The organism is Streptomyces sp. NBC_00454, from assembly GCF_041434015.1.
In the GTDB taxonomy this organism is placed as follows: domain Bacteria; phylum Actinomycetota; class Actinomycetes; order Streptomycetales; family Streptomycetaceae; genus Streptomyces.
This window is the reverse complement of sequence record NZ_CP107907.1, coordinates 1,612,803-1,633,971: the sequence shown is the minus strand read 5'-3', so window position 1 is coordinate 1,633,971 and position 21,169 is coordinate 1,612,803. Positions and strand designations below refer to the sequence as shown.

General features: G+C 72.3%; 15 protein-coding genes. 7 read left to right on the top strand and 8 right to left on the bottom strand.

Annotation, left to right across the window (positions count from 1 at the left end; genetic code table 11):
• Positions 1–16 precede the first annotated feature (16 nt).
• A complete protein-coding gene (locus OHU74_RS07590; RefSeq protein WP_371615179.1) occupies positions 17–1,738 on the bottom strand; it encodes an MFS transporter in 1,722 nt (573 codons plus the stop codon).
• A gap of 289 nt (positions 1,739–2,027) precedes the next feature.
• Between OHU74_RS07590 and OHU74_RS07585 the strand changes: the two genes are divergently transcribed.
• Both OHU74_RS07585 and OHU74_RS07580 read left to right on the top strand, forming a co-directional pair.
• Entirely contained in the window at positions 2,028–3,143 is a 1,116-nt protein-coding gene (locus OHU74_RS07585; protein ID WP_371615178.1) for a glycosyltransferase family 39 protein, read from the top strand.
• A 263-nt stretch (positions 3,144–3,406) separates the two neighbouring features.
• The gene (locus tag OHU74_RS07580) at positions 3,407–4,507 is read left to right on the top strand and encodes a phosphatase PAP2 family protein (protein ID WP_371615177.1); all 1,101 of its coding nucleotides are present in this window, start codon (positions 3,407–3,409) and stop codon (positions 4,505–4,507) included.
• Between the two features lie 284 nt (positions 4,508–4,791).
• On the opposite strand, the gene OHU74_RS07575 is transcribed toward OHU74_RS07580, so the two are convergent.
• A complete protein-coding gene (locus OHU74_RS07575; RefSeq protein WP_371615176.1) occupies positions 4,792–5,784 on the bottom strand; it encodes a helix-turn-helix transcriptional regulator in 993 nt (330 codons plus the stop codon).
• A gap of 207 nt (positions 5,785–5,991) precedes the next feature.
• Between OHU74_RS07575 and OHU74_RS07570 the strand changes: the two genes are divergently transcribed.
• The gene (locus tag OHU74_RS07570; protein WP_330295646.1) at positions 5,992–7,161 is read left to right on the top strand and encodes an acyl-CoA dehydrogenase family protein; all 1,170 of its coding nucleotides are present in this window, start codon (positions 5,992–5,994) and stop codon (positions 7,159–7,161) included.
• 33 nt (positions 7,162–7,194) lie between these two features.
• Here OHU74_RS07570 and OHU74_RS07565 read toward each other — a convergent pair whose 3' ends face one another.
• Entirely contained in the window at positions 7,195–7,647 is a 453-nt protein-coding gene (locus OHU74_RS07565; protein ID WP_330295645.1) for a cell division protein SepF, read from the bottom strand.
• A 283-nt stretch (positions 7,648–7,930) separates the two neighbouring features.
• Between OHU74_RS07565 and OHU74_RS07560 the strand changes: the two genes are divergently transcribed.
• The 4 genes from OHU74_RS07560 to OHU74_RS07545 all read left to right on the top strand — a co-directional run bounded on the left by OHU74_RS07560 (position 7,931) and on the right by OHU74_RS07545 (position 11,573).
• Positions 7,931–9,079, top strand: a complete 1,149-nt coding sequence (locus tag OHU74_RS07560) for a DUF5685 family protein (RefSeq protein ID WP_371615175.1) — start codon at positions 7,931–7,933, stop codon at positions 9,077–9,079.
• Between the two features lie 78 nt (positions 9,080–9,157).
• A complete protein-coding gene (locus OHU74_RS07555; RefSeq protein WP_371615174.1) occupies positions 9,158–9,982 on the top strand; it encodes a DUF1684 domain-containing protein in 825 nt (274 codons plus the stop codon).
• Positions 9,983–10,177: 195 nt separating this feature from the next.
• Positions 10,178–11,002 carry a S1 family peptidase gene (locus OHU74_RS07550; protein WP_371619602.1) on the top strand — a complete coding sequence of 275 codons (825 nt, stop codon included), beginning with the start codon at positions 10,178–10,180 and terminating at the stop codon, positions 11,000–11,002.
• Positions 11,003–11,093: 91 nt separating this feature from the next.
• The gene (locus OHU74_RS07545; RefSeq protein ID WP_371615173.1) at positions 11,094–11,573 is read left to right on the top strand and encodes a hypothetical protein; all 480 of its coding nucleotides are present in this window, start codon (positions 11,094–11,096) and stop codon (positions 11,571–11,573) included.
• Between the two features lie 28 nt (positions 11,574–11,601).
• Here the strand turns inward: OHU74_RS07545 and OHU74_RS07540 are convergent, their stop codons facing one another.
• The 5 genes from OHU74_RS07540 to fxsB form a co-directional block, all read right to left on the bottom strand.
• Positions 11,602–12,498: a DUF4231 domain-containing protein gene (locus OHU74_RS07540; protein ID WP_371615172.1), complete on the bottom strand. Its 897-nt coding sequence runs from the start codon at positions 12,496–12,498 to the stop codon at positions 11,602–11,604.
• Between the two features lie 109 nt (positions 12,499–12,607).
• Positions 12,608–16,627: an FxSxx-COOH system tetratricopeptide repeat protein gene (fxsT, locus tag OHU74_RS07535; RefSeq protein ID WP_371615171.1), complete on the bottom strand. Its 4,020-nt coding sequence runs from the start codon at positions 16,625–16,627 to the stop codon at positions 12,608–12,610.
• Positions 16,611–18,014: a TIR-like protein FxsC gene (locus OHU74_RS07530; RefSeq protein ID WP_371619601.1), complete on the bottom strand. Its 1,404-nt coding sequence runs from the start codon at positions 18,012–18,014 to the stop codon at positions 16,611–16,613. The genes fxsT and OHU74_RS07530 overlap by 17 nt, the downstream gene beginning before the upstream one ends.
• Before the next feature lie 43 nt (positions 18,015–18,057).
• Entirely contained in the window at positions 18,058–18,879 is an 822-nt protein-coding gene (locus OHU74_RS07525) for an aminoglycoside N(3)-acetyltransferase (protein WP_371615170.1), read from the bottom strand.
• Positions 18,876–21,164: a radical SAM/SPASM protein FxsB, inactivated metallohydrolase extension form gene (gene fxsB, locus OHU74_RS07520; RefSeq protein ID WP_371615169.1), complete on the bottom strand. Its 2,289-nt coding sequence runs from the start codon at positions 21,162–21,164 to the stop codon at positions 18,876–18,878. The genes OHU74_RS07525 and fxsB overlap by 4 nt, the downstream gene beginning before the upstream one ends.
• Between the last annotated feature and the right edge of the window lie 5 nt (positions 21,165–21,169).

Sequence of the window (21,169 nt, the reverse complement as noted above, 5' to 3'; positions counted from 1 at the left end):
GCTCGGGCACGTCGGCTCAGGCCGGGCGGCCGACCGCCGGGTCGGGGGTGCCCGAGGGCTGCGCCGGGATGCGGGCACCGGGGCCGCCGGAGGCCGGGGCCGACGCCTCGGGTCCCGGCTGCGCGGGGACCCGTACCGGGCCCCGGTCCTGCTCGGCGGCCTCGGGATCGGCGCACTCCATGGTGCGGGGGAGCTTCAGGGCCATCAGCGCCCCCGCCAGCAGCAGGGCGGCGCTGACCACCAGGGTCACGTGCAGACCGTGGACGAAGGAATGCCGGGCGGCCGCGGAGAGGGAGTCCCCCGCCGCTCCGCCGATCTGCGCCGCGATCTGGTACGCCTCGCCCAGCGAGTGCGCGGCGTCGGCGGACTGCGCCGCGGAGACCCCCGGCACCCCGGTCAGCCCGGGTGCGTAGGCCGCGTTCATCACGCTGCCGAGCAGCGCGATGCCCATGCCCGCGCCCAGCTGGTACGAGGTCTCGCCGATCGAGGCCGCGCCGCCCGCGGTGGCCGCCGGGGCCTCGCTGAGCATCGACTCGTAGGCGGCGAAAAGGGTGGTCTGCAGGCCGAAGCCGAGCAGGATGAAGCCCACGGTGAGCAGCACCGGCCGGTCGTGCTGGCCCATGAAGGTCAGCAGCAGCACCGCGAAGGCGGTCAGTACGAAGCCCAGCGAGACCATCCGGCGCGGCCCGGTCCGGGCCAGCGTGTACGAGCCGGTCGCGCCCGCCGCCATCGCGGCGAAGGTGAGCGGCAGCAGGCGCAGCCCGGTCTCCAGCGGGCTCAGGTGCAGCACCAGCTGGAGGTACTGGACGGCGATCAGCTCCAGCCCGACCAGCGCGAGCATGGCCAGCACGATGCAGCCGACCGAGGTGGTGAAGGCGGGCCGGGAGAACATCCGCATGTCGATCAGCGGGTGCGCGCGCCGCTTCTGCCGGCGCACGAACAGCACCAGGAGTGCCGCGCCGAGCAGCAGCGGAACCAGTGCTTCGAGGTCGGCGATCTGCCGCTCCGCGCCGAACCGCTTGACCCCGAGGACCACGCCGAGGACACCGCCGGCTGCCATCAGCGCGCCGAGCACGTCCCAGGGCCCGTCGCAGGTGCCCTTCGACTCGGGCAGCAGCCACCGGCCCAGCGGGAGGAGCAGGATCATCAGCGGGATGTTGATGAGGAAGACCGAACCCCACCAGAAGTGCTGGACGAGGAAGCCGCCGAGGACCGGCCCGCTGGCCGCGCCGATGGCGGCGACGGCGGTCCAGATGCCGATGGCCAGGGCCCGCTCGCGGCGGTCGGGGAAGACCTGGCGCAGGATCGACAGGGTGGCCGGCATGATCATCGCGCCGCCGACGCCGAGCAGGGCGCGGGCGGCGATGAGCACCTGGGCGTTGTCGGCGAGGGCGGCGACGGCCGAGGCCACGCCGAAGAGTCCGTAGCCGAGGAGGAGGACGCGGCGGCGGCCGATGCGGTCGCCGAGGGTGCCGAAGAGGATCAGCAGGGAGGCGCACACCAGTGGGTAGGCGTCGACGATCCACAGGAGCTCGATCGAGCCGGGCCGCAGGTCTTCGGTGACGGAGGGGACGGCCACGTGCAGGATCGTCGCGTCGAGCGCGACGAGGACCAGGCTGACGCACAGGACCGCGAGCACCGCCCAGCGGTTGGGCCCGCCGGAGGCCGCGCCGAGTCGCCGCAGTCGCTGCCGGAGGGAAGGGTTCCTGTCGCCGGTGGTCACGTTCGTCCCCGACATGCATGTACCTCCCAGGTGATCCCTCGCACTCGGCGGACCAGCGTCTTTCGGGGCCACAGGGGGTGAAGGTGGCGTCCTACGGGGTCCGGCGTCGACACGCGAGTGAAGAGTCAGCGTACGCGAGTTCGGCTCTGGCACACGTGGTCAAGCTCTCATCCCGCCTCGGGCCGCCGTGTGGTGTGTGCCACTCGCCGCGCACCGCCGCCCCCCTTCGGCCCTGGCCTCGCCCCGAGCCTCGCTCCGCGCCCGCGTGCACGCACGCCCGCGCCCGCTCGCGCCCTCGATAATCATGCCCGTGAAGGATCTTGGATTTCGGCGGGCCGCGCCCGCCCTCGCCGTCTTTGCGGCGGTCCGACTGCTGGGGCTGACGGTGCTCGCGGTGTGGGGGGCGGTGGCCGGCAGCAGCGCGCACACGCTGCTCTCGGCGCGCTGGGACTCCCTCTGGTACGCCCGGATCGCCGCCGAGGGGTACGGGTACGAGGTGGCCCTGCCCAACGGGGACGTCCACTCCAACCTGGCCTTCTTCCCCTTGCTGCCCTGGCTGGAGCGACTGGTCTCGGCCGTCACCGGCCTCGGCTACGGGTCCGCGGGCCTGGTGGTGTCGGCGGTCGCCGGGCTCGCCGCCGCCTGGGGGATCTTCGCGGTGGCCGACCTGCTCCACGGCCGCCGGGCCGGGGTGCTCGCCGTCGGGCTCTGGGCCGCGCTGCCCGTGGGGATCGTGCAGTCGATGGCGTACAGCGAGTCGCTGTTCACCGCGCTGGCCGCCTGGAGCCTCTACGGGGCCCTGCGCGGCCGCTGGCTCACCGCCGGTCTGCTCGCGGCCGGGGCGGGGCTGACCCGCCCGGTCGGGGCCGCGGTGGTCGCGGCGGTCTGGGTGGCCGCGGCGCTGGCCCGGCGTCGCGGGGAGGGCTCCGGGCGAGCGGTGGCGGGGGCCCTGCTGGCTCCGCTGGGCGCGGCGGCGTACGTGCTGTGGGTCGGCGCGCGGACCGGCGGCGGTCTGACCGGATACCTGGACGTGCAGGGCGGCTGGGGCAACGGCTTCGACGGCGGCTGGGCCTTCGCCCGCTTCATCGGCGCCCGCCTGGCCTCCTCCGCCTTCCCCGCCGGGATCGGCCTGATCGCCGGGGTCGCGCTGGTGCTGTGGCTGTACGGGCTCTGCGTACGGCAGCGGCAGCCGCTCCCGCTGCTCGTGTACGGCGGGATCGTGGTCGCGCTGGCGCTGTGCGCCTCCGGCTACTTCGGCTCCAAGCCCCGGCTGCTGCTGCCCGCCTTCCCGCTGGTGTTCCCGCCGGCGGTGGCGCTGGCCGGGTGGCGGACGGGCCGGGCGGCCGCGGTGCTGGGCGCGCTGGCGGTCGTTTCGGCCGGGTACGGGGCCTTCTGGCTGAACGGCTCGGGGCCTCCGTAGCCGCCCTCCGCAGATCCCCGGTACGGGCCCGACATCACGGAATGGAGCATTCCGTTCCATCTTTGAGCAAAGCAATTGGGCCTTGTCGATAAAGTCCGGCTAAGTGTGCGAGGAAATGGCCGGACCAAGGGACCGGCGGTGCTCCAACCAAAGGCCTATTGGCGGGAATTAAGTCCCGCGTGAGACCAACTCCACATCACATGGTCATCACAAAGCCCGCGATTCGACCGGGCCGCCCATCGGCGCGCGGTAACGTCGATTGAGTGCGTACCGACCAAATCCTGCCCAGACTGGAGCGGGTGTTCGCCCGGCTGGACCGGGAACCAGAGCGACCGGCTCATCTGCAAACCCCGCAGATGAGCCGGCACCGCGTCGTGCTCCTCGGAGCGACACTCGCCTTCTACCTCGCGATCGTCGTGGCCGTCCTGACCACCTCCTGGCTCGTCCGCATGGACTGGCAGGTCATGTTCTTCCGGCCCTACGAGCAGTGGCCGCAGCTCCACGCCTTCCTCGACTACCTCGTCGTCCTGGGCCAGCGCGGACCCACCGCCGTGATGGTCGCCGCCTGGCTCGGCTGGCGCTCCTGGCGGCAGCACACCCTGCGCCCGCTGATCACCCTCGGCGTGGCGTTGCTGCTGCTCAACATCACCGTCGGCGCCGTCAAGCTCGGCCTCGGCAGGCTCGGTCCGCACTACGCCACCCAGATCGGCTCCGCCGAGCTCTTCGCGGGCGGGGATATATTTCCTTCCGGCCACACCGCCAACGCCGTGGTGACCTGGGGAATCCTGGCCTACCTGGCCTCCACCGTGGTCACCCGCCGGGTGCTCTCCGTGGTGTCCGCGGTCGTCTCGCTGAGCGTCGGCGCCACCACCGTGTACCTGGGCACCCACTGGGTCAGCGACGTCCTGCTCGGCTGGTCCGCCGGTCTGCTCGTACTGCTGGCGCTGCCGTGGTTCGAGCCGCTCATCGCCCACGCGGAGGCCTACGTGTTCGCCGTGCGCGCGCGGCTGCGCTCCCTCGTGGAAGCCGGCCGGGTGCCCGAGCCCCTCACCGGGGTGCTCGTCCCGCTGCTCTCCGCCGGCGGCAAGTGGCGGCTCCAGCGCCCCGCCCGGCCCTCCGTCGCGGTGCCTTCGGAGCCCGCCGCGCCGCCGGCCGCGGTTCCGGTCGCGGCCCTGGCCGCCGCCGCCCTGCCGGCCACGGCCGGGCACTACCCGGCCGCCCGGCCCGCCGGCCACCTCGCCCCCCGCCCGCACCTGGTCCGCTCCGAGCGGCCCCCGGCCACCCCGGTCGGCAGCCGCCGCCCGGCCCACGCCGACCGCACCCCGGCGCGCGGCACGGTGACCCGCCCGGCCGCCGGAGGCTGAACCGCGGACGGTACGCACACCCTTCCGCAGCGACGGCGGGCCCCGGTCGAGGACCGGGGCCCGCCGTCGTCGTACGTCCGGCCCGACCGTCAGCCGTGCGCCCGGACGTTCCTCCGTACCGGGTCACGCTTGTGTCACGGAATGTCGACAGTCCTGTGGCCGTCGAATTTGTCTGGACCATTCATTTTCCGGTCCGCGACACGCCCGGCGTGAATTCTCTTTCGAATTCCCCTGGAACTTCCCGGAATTCCCGCCGGAACCCACTCCGGACCCCCTCCGCTCCCTTACATCTCCTTCACTTCCGAGGGCACTTCGCGAGGTTCCAGAGACCTGCCGAGGAGATCTCGCAGAGCCCTGATCCGGTCCGTCAGCTCGACCGGCTCGACGACTTCGAACTCACAGCCGATCAGCATGATGTGAATCACCAGAACATCCAGGTTCACGGCCCCCGTCCGCAGGATGCAGCTCCCCTCGTCGAGGGGCTCCAGGGTCCCGTCGGCCGGCCCGACGATCTGTGCGGCCCGCGCCATCGGCACCCGCAGCCGGACCACCGCCCGGACCGCGTAGGCCCCTTGGGAGATCCCCCGGGAGACGTACGCGGCGAGGTCCTCGGCGGGTGGCGGGCGCGGGGTGAAGCGCGGGCCGTGCGGGGGTCTGGGCTCGATCCGGTCGGCCCGGAAGGTCCGCCAGTCCTCCCGGTCGAGGTCCCAGGCGACCAGGTACCAGCGCCGCTCGGTGCACACCAGCCGGTGCGGTTCGACGGTGCGCCGGGTGACCGTGCCCCCGTGGTCGCGGTAGCCGAAGCGCAGCCGCTCGCCGTCGCGGCAGACCGTGGCCAGATCGGTCAGCACGGCCGGGTCGACGGTGGACGGGCCGCTCCCGCGCAGCATGGGCACGGTGAACCGGTTCAGCGCCGACACCCGGCCCCGCAGCCGGGACGGCAGCACCTGTTCCAGCTTGGCCAGGGCCCGGACGGAGGCCTCCCCGATCCCCTCGACGCCGTTGCCGGCGGCGGTCCGCAGCCCCACGGCCACGGCGACGGCCTCGTCGTCGTCGAGCAGCAGCGGCGGCAGCTCGGCCCCGGCCCCCAGCTGGTACCCGCCGCCGGTGCCGGGGCTGGCGTTCACGGGATATCCGAGCTCCCGCAGCCGGTCCACGTCCCGCCGCACGGTGCGCGGGGTCACCCCGAGCCGGTCGGCGAGATCGGATCCGGTCCATTCCCGGTGGGCCTGCAACAGGGACAACAGGCGCAGCAGCCGCGCGGAGGTCTCGAGCATCCCAGCAGTCTGCCCCCATCCGCGAGGGCTCCCGAACCGGACCGATCCGTTGCTCGCCGGACCGAGCCGTACCCGGCCGTACCCGGCCGTACCCGACCGCACCGGGCCGAACCCGGACCAGTGCCCGGAGCGGGTGGACCGCGCGCGGGCGGAGCGACAAACTTGCAGCGCTAGGTTTCCGCACACCCCGGCATGCCAGGAGGCTCCGTGTCCTTCGTTCCCACCGACCCGCTCGGGCTCGACGATCTCCTCACTCCCGAGGACCTCGCCATCCGCGACACCGTCCGCGGCTGGGCCGCGGACCGGGTGCTGCCCCACATCGCCGAGTGGTACGAGAGCGGCGAGCTGCCCGGGATCCGCGAGCTCGCGAAAGAGCTGGGCGCGCTCGGGGCCCTCGGGATGTCCCTCGAGGGGTACGGCTGCGCCGGGGCGAGCGCCGTCCAGTACGGGCTCGCCTGCCTGGAGCTGGAGGCCGCCGACTCCGGGATCCGCTCCCTGGTCTCCGTACAGGGCTCGCTGGCCATGTACGCGATCTGGAAGTACGGCTCCGAGGAGCAGAAGCAGCGCTGGCTGCCGGGCATGGCCGCCGGCGAGCTCATCGGATGCTTCGGGCTGACCGAGCCCGACGTGGGCTCCGACCCGGGCGCGATGCGCACGTACGCCAAGCGCGAGGGCACCGACTGGGTGCTCAACGGGCGCAAGATGTGGATCACCAACGGATCGGTGGCGTCCGTGGCCGTCGTCTGGGCGCAGACCGACGAGGGGATCCGCGGGTTCGCCGTGCCCACGGACACCGCCGGGTTCTCCGCGCCCGAGATCAAGCACAAGTGGTCCCTGCGCGCCTCGGTCACCAGCGAGCTGGTCCTGGACGACGTACGGCTGCCCGCCGACGCGGTGCTTCCGGGGGTCACCGGGCTCAAGGGGCCGCTCGGCTGCCTCAGCCACGCGCGGTACGGGATCGTGTGGGGCTCCATGGGAGCGGCGCGCGCCAGCTTCGAGGCGGCGCTCGACTACGCGAAGACGCGCGAGCAGTTCGGCAGGCCCATCGGCGGGTTCCAGCTCACCCAGGCCAAGCTCGCGGACATGGCGCTGGAGCTCCACAAGGGGATCCTGCTCGCCCACCACCTGGGCCGGCGGATGGATGCGGGCACCCTGCGGCCCGAGCAGATCAGCTTCGGCAAGCTCAACAACGTCCGCGAGGCCATCGATATCTGCCGCACCGCGCGGACCATCCTCGGTGCCAACGGGATCTCCCTCGAGTACCCCGTCATGCGGCACGCCACCAACCTCGAATCGGTCCTCACCTACGAGGGCACCGTCGAGATGCACCAACTGGTGCTGGGCAAGGCACTCACCGGGCTCGACGCCTTCCGGTGAGCCGGCCGGCCTTTCAGCCGGTGAGGGCCCCGCTCAGCTCTGGTTGAAGAAATCGCGAGAGCGGCCGCCGGCCTCGCCGCTCACGACCTGGGTGTCGGCCGGGGTCAGCAGGAAGACCCTGGTCGCCACCCGCTCGATCGAACCGCGCAGTCCGAAGGTCAGACCGGCCGCGAAGTCGACCACGCGCTTCGCGTCGCCCGGGTCCATCGACGACAGGTTCACGATGACCGGGACGCCGTCGCGGAACAGCTCGCCGATGCCGCGCGCGTCACGGAAACCGTCGGGGGTGACCGTCGCGATGCGCCGGCCCTGCTCCACGGCGGACTCCGACGCGACCTTGACGCGCGGGTCGGTGACCCACTGCTCGCCGGGGCCGACCACCGAACCACCCTGCGGGGCCTCCGCGTAGTCGTCGTCGTAGTAACGCTCGTCGTCGCTGTCCTCTACGAGACCCAGCCAGGCACTCGCTTTGCGCACCGAACCCATGGACGCCTCCTTTCATCGCGGTCAGTCTGTCTTCTCTTCCGCGTCCCTATCGTCGTCCATGATGCTGACAACGCGCCAAGTGGATAGTCGCCGCGCAGGGGTTTCGTGACGGTACTGGTGCAGAACATCCGTTGCACGGTCAAGGATCCTGGCGGGTACCGCTGCTGACTGAGTGAAAATACGACCAGTGCCGCCGTACGGGTGACCGACGGGGACGTACGGGTGAAGGGCCGGGCTCGTTACGATGCCCGTCGAGCACGCGTATGACACACGGGGAGCACCAATGTTCGGCATCGTCAGACCTTGCACGCACAGACTGGGCGAGCGGTTCAAGGCGGAGTGGATGGCTCATCTGTGCGGGCTGTGCCTGGCACTTCGGGGGGACCACGGCCAGCTCGCGAGGATCGTGACCAACTACGACGGGCTGCTCGTCTCCGTTCTGACGGAGGCTCAGTCGGGTCCGGCCCCCGGCGCCCGGCGCACCGCCGGTCCCTGTCCACTGCGTGGGATGCGCACCGCCCCGGTCGCCCAGGGCGAGGGGGCGAGGCTCGCGGCCGCCGTCTCGCTCGTCCTGGCCTCCGCGAAGGTACGGGACCACGTGGCCGACCGGGACGGGCTGTTGGCCCGCGCCCCCATCGCCCTGGCCGCGCGCCGGGTGGCGCGGGGCTGGGACCGGGCCGGCGCCCGCACCGGGGCCTCGCTCGGCTTCGACACGGCCGTGCTCGTCGACGCCGTGGACCGGCAGGCGGGCATCGAGACCCTGGCCGGACCCGGCACGCCGGTGCTCGTGGTCACCGAGCCGACCGAGACCGCCACGGCCGCCGCCTTCGCCCATACCGCAACCCTCGCCGGACGGCCGGGCAACGCCCCCGCGCTCGCCGAGGCGGGCCGCTACTTCGGGCGGCTCGCGCACCTGCTGGACGCCGTGGAGGACCAGGGCGCCGACGCCGCCGCCGGGGCCTGGAACCCGCTGACCGCCACCGGGACCTCCCGGGCCGAGGCCCGCAGGCTCTGCGACGACGCCCTCCACGGCATCCGGCTGGCACTGCGCGAAGCGGAGTTCGCGGACGCGGGCCTCGCCCACCGGCTGCTGGTGCACGAGCTGCGCACCTCCGTGGACCGGGCCTTCGGCACGGCCGGCTGCGGCCACACCGTGACGGACTCCGCCGGCCAGGGCGGCTTCGGTCCGCCGCCCATGGACTTCGGCCCGCCGCCGCCCCCGCGCAAGCCCCGCCGGGACCTCCTGTCGGGCTGCGCGGTGGCCCTCGGGCTGTTCTGCACCTGCCAGCTGTGCTGCACGGAGCACGAAGGGCCCTGGTCCCGCGAGAAGCGGCAGCCCTGGTGCGACAACTGCGACTGCGGGGGCTGCGAGAACTGCGACTGCGGTTGTGACGGCTGCGACTGCTGCTGCTGTCCCTGCGACGGCTGCTGAGGCCGCCTCAGATCCGCGCAGGCCCGGACGGCGTACCTTGAGGTTCCCGCCCGGGCCGGTGTGGAAGGGTTGAGCGGCATGAGCGCTGACGCACTTTCCCAAGACGACCCGGCCACCGCCTGGAAGCAGTGGCACGAGCATCGCGTGGCCACCGTGTCGGCCCCCTACGGGCCCCTCTCGCTGACTGGAACCCACTGGCTCGCCGACTACCCGGAAGGTCGAATTCCGGCCGTTCCGGGGAGCTGGCGCGTCACCGGCGGCGCGGTGACCCTGACCGCGGGCCCCGAGGACGGGATCCTCCTGGACGAGGAACGCTTCACGGGCGAGGCCGTCCTCGCCACCGACGACACCCCGCCGTCGCACTCCCGGGTCGCCGCCGGGGACGTACGGCTCGTCGTGATGCGGCGCGAAGGGGAGTGGGCGGTACGGGCCTTCGACCCCGCCGCGCCCGGCCGCACGGCCTTCACGGGGATCGAGGCCACCCCGTACGACCCGGCGTACGTGGCGGCGGGGCGGTTCAGCCCGTACGGCGAGGAGCGGACCGTCCAGGTCGAGAACGCCGACGGGCGCTCGCGCGGACTGGACCTCGGCGGCGAGCTGAGCTTCGAGTTCGAGGGCGCGCGCCATGCCCTCCAGGTCGCCGTGGACGGGGACGACGGCAGCCTCTGGGCGGTCATCGGGGACGCCACCGGCGGGCGTTCCAGCTACCGCTTCCGCTTCCTCAGGCCCGGCACCCCGGCGGCCGACGGGTCGATCACCGTGGACCTCAACCGGGTCCAGCTGCCGCCCTGCGCCTTCGCGGACCACTTCGTCTGCCCCTTCCCGCCGCCCGGGAACACGCTGCCCTTCGAGCTCGCGGCGGGTGAGCGACGGCTGAAAGGCGCCCTTGCTCCCGCCATCTGACGCCAGCACACTCCCGACAGCGTCTCTCGAGGCTTGTCAGGGGCACGTCGAACGGCCTGGTGCCGCTCGTGCCCCCGGCCGCCCCCCACGGGCACCGGTACCCCACTCCGGCCGGGCCCCCGATCCCTTCCGGGAGGACGACAAGTGAGGATCACCCGCATCATCCGCTCCAGGCTCTTCGCCGTGGCCACCGGCATGGCCGCGGTGGCCGCCCTCGCCGCCCCCACCACCGCCCACGCCGACGGCGGCTTCAGCGCCGACCGGCTCGCCACGGCCGGAGCCTCGGTCCTGCGCGCCGACGTCGCCGGCACCGCCTGGCACACCGACCCCGCCACCGGAACCCTCGTGGTCACCGCCGACTCCACCGTCTCGGCCGCCGGGCTCGCCAGAATCCGACGCGAGGCCGGGGCGGACGCCGCCGCCCTGCGCATCGAACGGATCCCCGGCAAGCTGACCAAGCTGCTCTCCGGCGGAGACGCCATCTACACCTCCGGCTGGCGGTGCTCGCTGGGCTTCAACGTGCGCAGCGGCAGCACCTACTACGTCCTCACCGCCGGCCACTGCACCGACGGCGCGGGCACCTGGTGGACCAGTTCCTCGCACACCACGGTCATCGGGTCCACGGTCGGCTCCAGCTTCCCGACCAACGACTACGGCCTGATCAAGTACGCCAGCAACTCCCCGGTGCCGCCCGGCACCGTCGGCAGCCAGGACATCACCAGCGCCGTCAACGCCACCAACGGCATGTCCGTGACCCGGCGCGGCTCCACCACCGGCATCCACGGCGGCACGGTGACCGGCCTCAACGCCACCGTGAACTACGGCGGCGGCGACGTGGTCTACGGAATGATCAAGACCAACGTCTGCGCCGAGCCCGGTGACAGCGGCGGGCCGCTCTACTCCGGCACCCGCGCCGTCGGCCTCACCTCCGGCGGCAGCGGCAACTGCTCCTCGGGCGGCACCACGTTCTTCCAGCCCGTCGTAGAGGCCCTCAACGCGTACGGCGTCAGCGTGTATTAGACCCGTGCGCCCCGTCGGGCCCCTGGACGTCCTCCCGCCTTCTGGGAGGATGTCCAGGGCGTCCGTGTCCATGGGGGGAGCAGGTCTGCGAATGAAACGAATCGGCGTGACCGGCCACAGGTCGATCCCGGACGAGGTGCTCGGCCACGTGGAAGAGGGCCTGCGGGCCCTGCTGGGAAGCCACGAGGGGCCGCTGGAAGCCCTTTCCAGCCTCGCCGAGGGGGCGGACCAGCTCTTCGCCGCCATCGCGCTGGAATGCGGCGCGGACCTCACCGTGGTCATCCCCAGCGGGGACTACGAGGAGGGCTTCGAGGGCGCCGAGGCCCTGGAGCGCTTCCGGGGGCTCAAGGGCCGGGCCACCCAGGAGGTCCGCATGGACTTCGCCCGCTCCACCGACGAGGCCTACTACGCCGCCGGCACCTACATCGCCGACTCCTGCGACCGCCTCGTCGCCGTCTGGGACGGCCTGCCCGCCCGGGGGCACGGGGGCACCGCCGAGATCGTCGCCTACGCGCGCACGCTCGGCAAGCCCGTCACCGTGATCTGGTGCGAGGGCGTGACCCGGGACTGAGGTCACGCCCCGCACACCGCGAGATCTCTCAACTACTGTGCCGCGCAAGCCAGTCCGTGTGCTGCGGGGACACGTACCGCTCCGTCTCGTAGACCGCGGAGGGCCACTGCGTCTCGGTGATGGTCGTCTGCATCACGACCATCATCGCGGAGAGGTCCTGCTCGATCAGGGTGTGCGCCTCGATCAGCGGATGGTGGCGGCGCACTTCGTTCCAGGCGATGCCCGCCGTCGCGGCCGCGCTCAGCAGCCCCGTCAGCTTCGGCCCCGGACCCGAACCGAACGCCCCGAAGAGGGCGAACAGCAGCGCCAGCAGGGTCAGCAGCACGATCGACCACGACCACAGGGCCGTGGCCCGCCGGGACACCTCCGTCTTGCGCTGGTACCAGTTGCGCTGCTCGATCAGCCGGTCACGGACGTACGTCTCCCTGCGGACCTGGTAGTCCAGTCCCCGCAGCCGGAACATCGCACCGGTGATCTCGCCGCCCTCCGGCACCAGTCCGGCGGTCCGCGGATCCTCCCAGCCCATCTTCCGCAGCTCGTTCAGTCCCGCCTCCAGCCGGGTCCGGTAGGTCTCCTCGACGCCAGGGGCATCGCTGCCGAAGGGCGCGCCGTGGACGGCGTACCGCCAGGCCAGCGATTTGATGAACTCCGCGGCGCTGCGGTTGAGCTGCCACTGCGGGCGGGCCCGGCGCCGGGTGGCCCGTACGCCCACGCCCAGCACCCCGGCGTACGCGAGCACGCTGAGGAGCCCGGACAGGTAGGCGGAGCCGAGCTTCGGCCCCTCGGGCAGGGCGGCGATCCCGGCGGCCAGGACGAGCAGCATCAGCTGGGCGCGGGTGGCCTGGGTGGACTCCCGCTGCCGGGTGATCGCCGCCTGGTCGGTGTGGTGGAAGAGGGCCGGCAGGTCCTCATTGCGAAAGGTCATGCTGTCAGTCACAGCGAACCCCCCAGTCTGCTGGTTCTGCGTTCGGCGTCTGTCGGGAGGGGAGGGGAGGTGCGGGGGCGGCGCCCGGCGGGAGCCGCCCCCTGTCGGATCACACCGCCAGCGGCTCCAGGTCCCGGTGGACCCGCCGCTCGTCACGCGCGTACCGGGTCAGGCCGTGGTCCTCGCCCAGCAGCCGCGTCAGCTCGGCCACCGCCTCCGCCCGCACCCGGTTCGCCTCCTCCTTGCGCCCCATCATGTCCAGGCTGACCGCCATGTTCGACGAGCTCGCCAGGGTCTCCGGATGGTGCACGCCCAGGGCCTCGCGCAGCCGCATCACCGAGATCCGCTCCAGCTCCAGCGCCCCCTCCGGATCGCCCAGGTCCGCCCGGGCGTTGGCCAGGTTGAGGTTGGCGAAGATGGTGTGCGGGTGGTTGTCGCCCAGCACCTCGCGCATGTGGTGGATGGTCTGGCGCAGCATCGGCTCGGCGGTCTCCGCCGCCCCCGTGCCCCAGTGGAACACCGCGAGGTTGTTGACCGCGGCCAGGGTGTACGGGTGCCGCTCGCCCGGCACCTTGATGTACTCGTCCACCACCTCCTGGGCCAGGTCCCTGGCCCCGCCCGGGTCCCCGGTCGCGAACATGTCGGCCGCCAGGTTCAGTTCGCAGGCCAGCAGGTCCGGGTTGACCGAGGTGTACTTGGCCCGGTAGCGGTTGCGGGTCGCGGTCGTCAGCCGCAGCGCGTCCTCCACGTCTCCCGCCCGGCGCAGCGACACCGCCAGGTTCTTGGCCGCCGACAGGGTGCCCGGGAAGGCCCGGCCCAGCGTCCGCTTGTAGATCTCGTACGTCCGGCTCAGCAGTTGCACCGAGTCGTCGTACCGGCCCACCTCGCGCAGGTCGCGCGCCAGGTTCTGCGCCGAGGACAGGGTGTACGGGTGGTCCGTGCCCAGGACTTCGGTGCGCCGGTCGAAGACCTCCTGGTCGATCTCCCTGGCCCGCGCGTACTGCCCGATCATGCGCAGGTTGAGCGCCAGGTTGTTCGCGGCGGCCAGGGTGCGCGGGTGCGCCTCGTGGAAGATCTGCCCGAAGCCCTCGTGCGCGGCCGTGGCCAGCTCCATCGCCTCGCCGTAGCGGCCGAGCGCGCCCAGGTCCATCGCCAGGCCGCTGGTGGTCATGTAGGTGTGCGGGTGCGAGGCGCCCAGGGCCGCCTGCTGGCGCTCCAGCGTGCCCTCGTCGAGCTCCATCGCCTCCACGAACCGGCCTTGCGAGCGCAGGATGTTGGAGAGGTGGAACCGCAGGTACAGGTACTGGAGGTCGTCGCCGCCCAGGGTCTCGCGCCAGGTCTCGCGCAGCTCCTCGCCCAGGGTGTAGGCGGCCTTGAAGTCACCGCGCTTCCACAGGTACCGGACGCGGTCGATCAGGAGCCGGCGGGTCTCCGGCTCCTTGCAGAACCGGGCCTCCGACGGGGTCAGGTGCGGCCAGATGGTGTTGAACCGCGGCCAGGTCTCCGGGTTGTCTATCGGCTCGTCGTCGTCCGGCCGGGCACCCGCCAGGATCCGGTGCACCGCGTGCCGGGCCTCGCGCTGCTCCTCCTCGGACAGCTGTGCCCGGATCACGGCCTGTACGAGGCGGTGGACCTGGATGCTGTTGCTGACCTGGTCGACCTTGGCCAGCGCGAACCGGCCGATCTCCCGGATGACGCGGCCGAGGACGAGCTTCTCCTGGAGGGAGGAGTCGTACGGCTTGAGCGCGTCGATCATCTCCTTGCTGTAGAGCAGGTTCGCCGAGATCGGCTCGGGTGCGAAGAAGGCGCACAGCTGGAGCAGCCGTACGGCGGCGGGGGAGCGGGACTGGAGCCGCTCGATGGAGACGTTCCAGGTGGCGGCCACCGGCTCCGGGTACCCGGGCGGCTGGTTCAGCGCCAGTACCCGGGCGGCCTGCTGGGCCAGCTGCTCGATGTACGCGGACACCGGGGTCGCGGTCTCCGCGATCCAGGCGCCCGCCTGCTCCACCGCGAGCGGCAGGTCCCCGACGGCAACGGCGACCTGTTCGGCGTCGTCCTTGCTGAGCCCGGGGGCCCGGCGCTGGAGGTGCTCGATGGACTCCTCGCGCAGGAACACGTCCACGGGCAGCGCGTCACCGTACTGCGACCAGGACTGGTTGCGGGAGGTGACGAGCACGTGCCCGGGGCCGCCCGGCGGGAAGAACCGCTTGAGGGTCTCGGGATCGTCGGCGTTGTCGAAGACGAGCAGCCACCGCGAGGAGGGAACTCCGCGCCGCAGCAGGTCGATCGCCTCCTGGGAGGCGGCCGACATGTCCTCGCCGGTCTGCGCGCCGAGCCGTACGGCCAGTTCGGCGAGGGCGGCGACCACGTCGTCGGTCTGCTCCGAGGAGATCCACCAGACCAGGTCGTAGTCGGCCATGAACCGGTGCACGTACTCCAGTGCCACCTGCGTCTTGCCGACGCCGCCGAGCCCGTACAGGGTCTGCGGCTGCGGCAGCACCACGGCCATGCCGCCGCCGAGCTGGTCGCGCATCCGCTCCAGCACGATGGAGCGGCCGGTGAAACCGGGGTTGCGGGGCGGTGCGTTCCAGATCTTCGGAACCGTCCCGGGGAAGCGGGGGCCGGGCGCGGAGGCGCTGGCCACGCTGTCGGGCAGCGCCATCGGCCGCTCCACCGCGCGCAGCAGGGCGGTGGTGGCGTGGACCTCGTCGAGACGGAAGAGGTCCACCGGATTGCGGTCGATGTACGGGGTGGACAGGCGTACGTCGCCCACCCTCAGCGGCACCAGCTGGCGCCGGCCCCCCGTCGGGTCCTCGGCGGCGGCCCGCTCCCAGACGTCCACGGCGCGGGCGGACTTGAGGTAGGCGCTGGAGAGCAGCACCACGGTCCGCGCGGCGGTGTCCACGGTGAGGCCGCTCCCGCCCAGGGTGTCCCCGGCGGCCGTGTTCGGGGCCCGCTCGGCGGAGACGTCCTTGGGCACGACCCGGAACCCGGCCCGGGTGAGCACCGATTCGATCCAGTCGGCCCACATGCGGTTCTCGGCGACGTAGGAGAGGAAGAGGTCGGCGGGCAGGGCGGGGCGGCGCCGGGTGAAGGCGTCGCGGATGCGCAGGCGGACCTCTTCGCCGATGGCGGGCATGGAGGTGACGTCGCCCTCGGTGACGACGGTGGTGAGCCGTTCGAAGGCGGAGAGCAGGGAGTTGGTGAGCCCGGCCTCGTCCCCGAAGGTGGCCAGGGTCTCCTCGTAGGCGTAGTAGGGGCGGTACGGGATCTCCACCGCGCCCCAGTAGGAGGTGAGTTCGTCCCCGACCAGGCCGTTGGGGAATCGGTCGAACTTGATCCGGGCCAGCGCGCGGCCGGCGTCGGCCTTCTCCTTCTCGCCCTCGTCGATGCGCATCGGCACCGGGTAGATCTTGATGCCGCGGTCGTTGAACCGCTCGTCGATCTGCCGGGCCACGGAGGCGGCGCCGTCGATGGACTGGTCGGAGAGGGTGAAGCAGTCGACGAGGACGTCGGGGAGGTGGACGGTGCAGATGTCGGCTATGTCGGAGAGGCCGGTGCGGCTGTCGATCAGGACGTAGTCGTAGTTGCGCTTCATGTCGGCCCGCAGGGCGTCGAAGAAGAGGCCGCCGCCGAGCCGGTCGTAGAAGTTGTCCCAGTCGAAGGTGGAGACGGTCGCCGAGTACTCGCGGTTCTGCCGGCCCGCCGAGACGAAGTCGAGGGTGCCGCCGTCGGGGAACTCCCAGCCGAGGGTCTCGGGGGTGAGCGAGACGGCGTGCGGCTGGATCCGCGCGTAGTCCTTGTGCCAGTCGTCGGCGCGCTGCACCGGGCTGGTGGCCGCCCACGCGTACTCGCTGATCAGGTCGATGACACCGGTGGTGGCACCGAGGGTGGAGGGGTCCAGGAAGGGGTGGAAGAACCGGTGCAGGCCGGGGGCCTCCAGGTCCCAGTCCACGGCGAGGACCCGCTTGCCGTTGGCGGCGAGGATCCAGGCGGTATTGGCCAGCGCCATCGTGCGGCCGGTGCCGCCCTTGTACGAGTAGAAGGTGACGATCCGCCCCTCGCGGTGTCCGTCTCGGCTGTTGTGCTGGCTGCTGTCACGGCTCTGGCTGTCACGACTCGCTGTCATCCGCGTCCCCCCGGTCGTTGTCGTTGGTGTGCTCCGGTGTCCCGGTCCTGCCGTTTCCCTGGGCCGCGTTCGGCGGGAAGGGTGCGACGGGCGGTGGCGCCGGGGGCCCGTTCATCCCCATCGGCCCCAGGAGCCGGGGCCGTTCGGAGCCGCCGGTCGGGCTGCCCGCCGGCGGATAGACCTGGGCGTGTCTGAGGAACTGCTGGGCGGCCGCCTCCACCACCTGCGGCAGGATCTGCCCGAGCGTCTCCATGTTGGCCACGCCGTTGGCGGCGGCCCTGCAGGCGGCCCGGCCCTGGCTCATCTTGACGGGCATGGTGTCCTCGAGCCGGTGGGCCAACTCGCTCTCCTTCGCGCGGCTCTGGTGGTCGTAGCGGTTCCACGGCACGACCACGTTGATCCACGGCCGGGACTCCTGGTCGAAGGCGGCCAGGCGCTGGCGGCGCTGTTCGTCCTCCACCGCCCACCGGTCGACGATCAGGATCTCGGGCCGGGTCGGCGGCTGTTTGGAGTCGAAGTGCCCGGCCTCGTCGTCGAAGGACCCCACGCTCGTCTGGTAGTTGAGGTTGCGGACCAGGTCCTCGGCCACGTAGGCGATGGGCCGCTGGGACACCGGGTGGTACGGGTTCCACTCCAGGGCGCTGTCCCCGTAGTACTCGGGGCTGCGGCCCTCCGGCAGATCGTGCCGCGAGGCGGCGGCCACCGTGACGTGGAGGGTGCGGGCGGTGCTGCTCGGGGAGCCGAAGGCGCTCGGCACCAGCCGGTAGTCCAGCGGACGGATCGGCCCGAGCCGGACGGTCTCGGCGACCCGGACGATCCGCTTGGCGAGCTCGTACACGGCGCTCTCGTACTGCTCGGCGTAGCCGCGCAGTTTGATCAGGCCGTACAGCCCGTCGGTGACGTAGCGCTCGCCGAAGGTGTTGTGGTTGAACTGCAACCGCTCCGCGGGGAGCGGCAGTTGGGAGGGCGGAACTGGTACCCACAGGGCGGGCACGATGGCTTCGGCGGGCTGGTTGCTCAGCGCCTCGTGCTGGATGGTGCGCTGCGCGAAGGCGAACCACTCCTTCCCGCACATCTCGCTGGCGAAGTAGCGCGGCGAGAACAGGGGGACGAAGACCCGGCAGGTGGCGAGCGCCGCACCGAGCCGTTCCGACCAGCCCTCACCGCTGCGTATCTCCCGGTCCATGAAGCCCGCCTCGGCTCCCGCCGGCAGATTCGTCAGCGCCATGACATGGCTGCAGAGATCGCGGAAAAGGCGCTCCACCCACATGTCCGGATCGGGTCCCCCCGCTCCGAACCTCGGTGTATGCGCATAACTGAGAAAAAAGTACGGCTGCACTGATGCGGGCACACGACCCCCGTCCCGAAGATACGAGCGAAGAAACATCATTCCGGAGCTTCTCCGCCGCTTCCCCTCATCGTTCAGTCAATCAGCGTCTGTTTTCAGTCATCCATTTCTGCGCGTGATCGACGGCATCCGGAAGGGAGAAGAGCATGGCCGATGCTCCTCCCACCCGCCCCCGGTGTACCCGGTCTTCCGGGAAAGAACTGCCGATCTCGGCGAAATCGCTGTCGTCCAGCGAGATGTCCTCGTACGCGGTCCACCCTTCCCCCCACGGAGCCCCGTCGCGGCGACGGGGCTGCCCCCCCGGAAGCCCCGGAAGGTTCACCTTCACCACACACTCGTACATGCGCAAGAGGGGCTTCGGAATTCGATACTCCGCGAGATGGAATGCGGTGCAGACCGAAAATCCCACATTGATCATCAGCACCTGCCATCCCTCCCCGCACATTTTTCCCAGGGGTGATTCCTCACCCAAATGGCTGGTCAGAGGGTGTCCGGCGCACAGTTCCCGGGCACCCGCGCCGACCGCCGCGAAAGAGGTCTGCGGATGCTCGCTGCGCACGGCTCCCGGGGCGGTGCGGACGGACTCGGCGAAGGCGCCCATGCCCTGGCTCGGGGTGCGCGCCGGGTCGAAGGCGGGCATCCGCTCGCGGAAGGCCCGCACCTCCTCCCCGGAGAGGCCCGCGATCCGCTCCAGATGGGCGCTGGAGGTCTTGGAGTTCTCCGGGGTGAAGGCGGGGACCGCCAGGGTGCCGCGCGGGCCCAGGACGCCGAGGAGGGCGTCGCGCAGGGCCTCGGCGCGCAGCCCCGTACCGCCGAGGGAGGCGTGTGCCATCAGGCGTGCGCCGGGGCGCACGCCCAGGCTGCGTAAGCCGCCCGCAGGGTCGGTGGCGGGGGCCGGGCTCACGCGTCGACCGCCTTGAGTTCCCAGCGCAGTTCCTCCACGAGCCGCTTCCCGGTGCTCGTCAGCTCCGCCGCCTCCGACAGGCGGTCCAGCGCCCGGCCGATCCGGTCCGCCCCGCCCGGCTCGGCGCTCGCCGTCGCCCGCCGGTAGGCCTCCACGGCCACCCGCTCGTGCACGTCGGCCAGCAGCCGGGACACCGGCACCGGGCGCTCCCGCCACGGGGAGGGGTGCTGCCACTCCCCGTCCAGCGCGTACAGGTCGCTCACCTCGGTCAGCGCCTGCAGCCGGGCCCGCCGCCACCCGGTCAGCAGCGCCAGCGCGGTCTCCCGCACCCCCGCCGCGTACGGGACTCCGAGCGCGCCCGGCCCGTGCCGCCCGGCCTCGCCCCAGCCCGCCGTCCGCGGGCCTCCGGCCAGCGGGGTCAGCGTGGTCAGCCCGGCGCGGGCGGCCCGGGCGGACTCCGGGACGGCCTCGTACAGCAGTGCCCAGGCCGCGCGCAGCCGCTCCCGCCACTCCTCGGCCTCCCCGGCGCCAAGGCGCAGCCGGGGCGGGCGGGCGAAGCAGTTGCGGTGCGGGTCCAGGTCCTCCAGGGCCACCGGGGCCTCGTCCGGCCCGGGGGACCAGGTCCGTACGGGCTGCCAGCGGGCGTCGCCCGCCGCGGGGCCGAAGCGGTGCTCGGGACGGCCCCCCTCGCGGACGGCGTACCCCTCGTCGGTGGCGTGCAGGGCGGCCCGCCCGTCGGTGCCGGGCTCGCCCAGGCGCAGCAGGCCGAGCGTCGGCAGGTACACCTCGCCGTCCCGGTAGGCGACCTCGGCGGGCAGGTCGAGCCCGCCGCGCAGGACGGCGGCAGCGGCCAGCGCGGTCAGCCTGCGGGCGGCGTCCGGCCCGTCGCCGCGGCCCTGCCGCTCGGCCTCGATCGAGGCCATCACCCACGTCCGGGTGAACGGGTGCGCCAGTACGGCGTCCAGCGCGTCCTCGCCCGCGTCCCCGGCCCGCTCCACGGCGCCCAGCACCTCCCAGGCGCGCGCCCAGTCGGGATCACCCGTCCGGCCGTCGTTCAGGAGGGCGAGCAGGTTGCGGGTGAGCTGTTCCTGGGAGCCGGCGAGTTCGGCCGGGTCGGAGAGTTCGGGCGCGCTCGCGCGGGCCCCCGTACGGCCCTCGACCCCGTCGACGAGCTCGCGCAGATCGGTGCAGTAGACGGAGGGGTTGTCGAAGCCCCCACCGTCGCTCCCGCCGTCCGGGGAGTCGGTTGCGGCGGCCTTGTAGCGGTGCGTGTAGAGCCCGCCCCCGCACGAACGTACGACGGGGCACCGGCGGCACGTGGCGCTGACCCCGGCCAGGCCCAGCTGCCGGGCGCGGACCCCGGGATGGGCCGCGACCTGGTCAAATGCGTGGTCGAAGACGTTGAACCCGGTGGCGGCGGCCCCCTCGAAGGCGCTCTTGAGGGAGTCGACCTGCTCGAGGTTCCCGTCGGTCTCCACGACGACCAGATCGGTGGGCGCCAGGCCCAGGGCCTCGGTGAGGCTGGGCCCGCCGCGGAGGGTGGAGAACAGGGACTCGAAGATCCGTACCGGGACCGGGCGCCCGAGGCGCTCCCAGTGGTCGAAGACCCGCAGCAGCCAGCGCGCGTAGGTGTCGGGGGCGCCGTCGGGCCTGACCGGGGGCGTCTGCCAGGTGGCGTGCGGGAGGAGGAAGTCCACGCGCGGGGGGGTCAGTTCGACGAGTGCGTCGAGGACGGCCACGGGGTCGTTGGCCACGTCGATGGTGCAGAGCAGGCCCTGGTACAGGTGGCGGTAGGGCTCGGTGCGCAGGAGCTCCACGGCGGCCAGGACGAGCGGGTGGCTGGTGCGTCCGTCGGCGAAGCGGCGGTGGCGGTCGTTGGCCGCGCGGTCCCCGTCGAGGGAGACGCTGACCTTGACGCCGAATTCGGCGAAGAGGTCCAGGCAACGGCGGCCCAGCTGGAGCCCGTTGGTGTGGATGCGCAGGTCGAGGGCGGCGATGCCGTCGAGGGCGCGGGTGAATTCCTCGCACACGAGCCGCAGGCGTGCCGTGCCGGCCAGAAGCGGTTCCCCTCCGTGAAGGATGACCGTGACGGAGGGGAGTTCGTGTGACTGTGCGTGTTCGGCGAGCCGTGATGCGGTGCGGGAAATGACCTCGGGGGAGATCACTTTCGGCCGGCCTCGCCAGCTCTGGTCTGCGTGTTCATAGACATAGCAATGATCACAAGCAAGATCGCATCTGCTGTGAACCTTCAGGACGATCTCGCGAAAAGCGATCAGGCCGGTCATTCCAC

Bases quoted from the DNA above. Each gene is read 5' to 3' on its own strand.
- OHU74_RS07590 (WP_371615179.1), bottom strand. From the start codon at position 1,738: ATGTCGGGGACGAACGTGACCACCGGCGACAGGAACCCTTCCCTCCGG.
- OHU74_RS07585 (WP_371615178.1), top strand. From the start codon at position 2,028: ATGCCCGTGAAGGATCTTGGATTTCGGCGGGCCGCGCCCGCCCTCGCC.
- OHU74_RS07575 (WP_371615176.1), bottom strand. From the start codon at position 5,784: ATGCTCGAGACCTCCGCGCGGCTGCTGCGCCTGTTGTCCCTGTTGCAG.
- OHU74_RS07565 (WP_330295645.1), bottom strand. From the start codon at position 7,647: ATGGGTTCGGTGCGCAAAGCGAGTGCCTGGCTGGGTCTCGTAGAGGAC.
- OHU74_RS07560 (WP_371615175.1), top strand. From the start codon at position 7,931: ATGTTCGGCATCGTCAGACCTTGCACGCACAGACTGGGCGAGCGGTTC.
- OHU74_RS07555 (WP_371615174.1), top strand. From the start codon at position 9,158: ATGAGCGCTGACGCACTTTCCCAAGACGACCCGGCCACCGCCTGGAAG.
- OHU74_RS07550 (WP_371619602.1), top strand. From the start codon at position 10,178: ATGGCCGCGGTGGCCGCCCTCGCCGCCCCCACCACCGCCCACGCCGAC.
- OHU74_RS07545 (WP_371615173.1), top strand. From the start codon at position 11,094: ATGAAACGAATCGGCGTGACCGGCCACAGGTCGATCCCGGACGAGGTG.
- OHU74_RS07540 (WP_371615172.1), bottom strand. From the start codon at position 12,498: ATGACCTTTCGCAATGAGGACCTGCCGGCCCTCTTCCACCACACCGAC.
- fxsT (WP_371615171.1), bottom strand. From the start codon at position 16,627: ATGACAGCGAGTCGTGACAGCCAGAGCCGTGACAGCAGCCAGCACAAC.
- OHU74_RS07530 (WP_371619601.1), bottom strand. From the start codon at position 18,014: ATGTTTCTTCGCTCGTATCTTCGGGACGGGGGTCGTGTGCCCGCATCA.
- fxsB (WP_371615169.1), bottom strand. From the start codon at position 21,164: ATGACCGGCCTGATCGCTTTTCGCGAGATCGTCCTGAAGGTTCACAGC.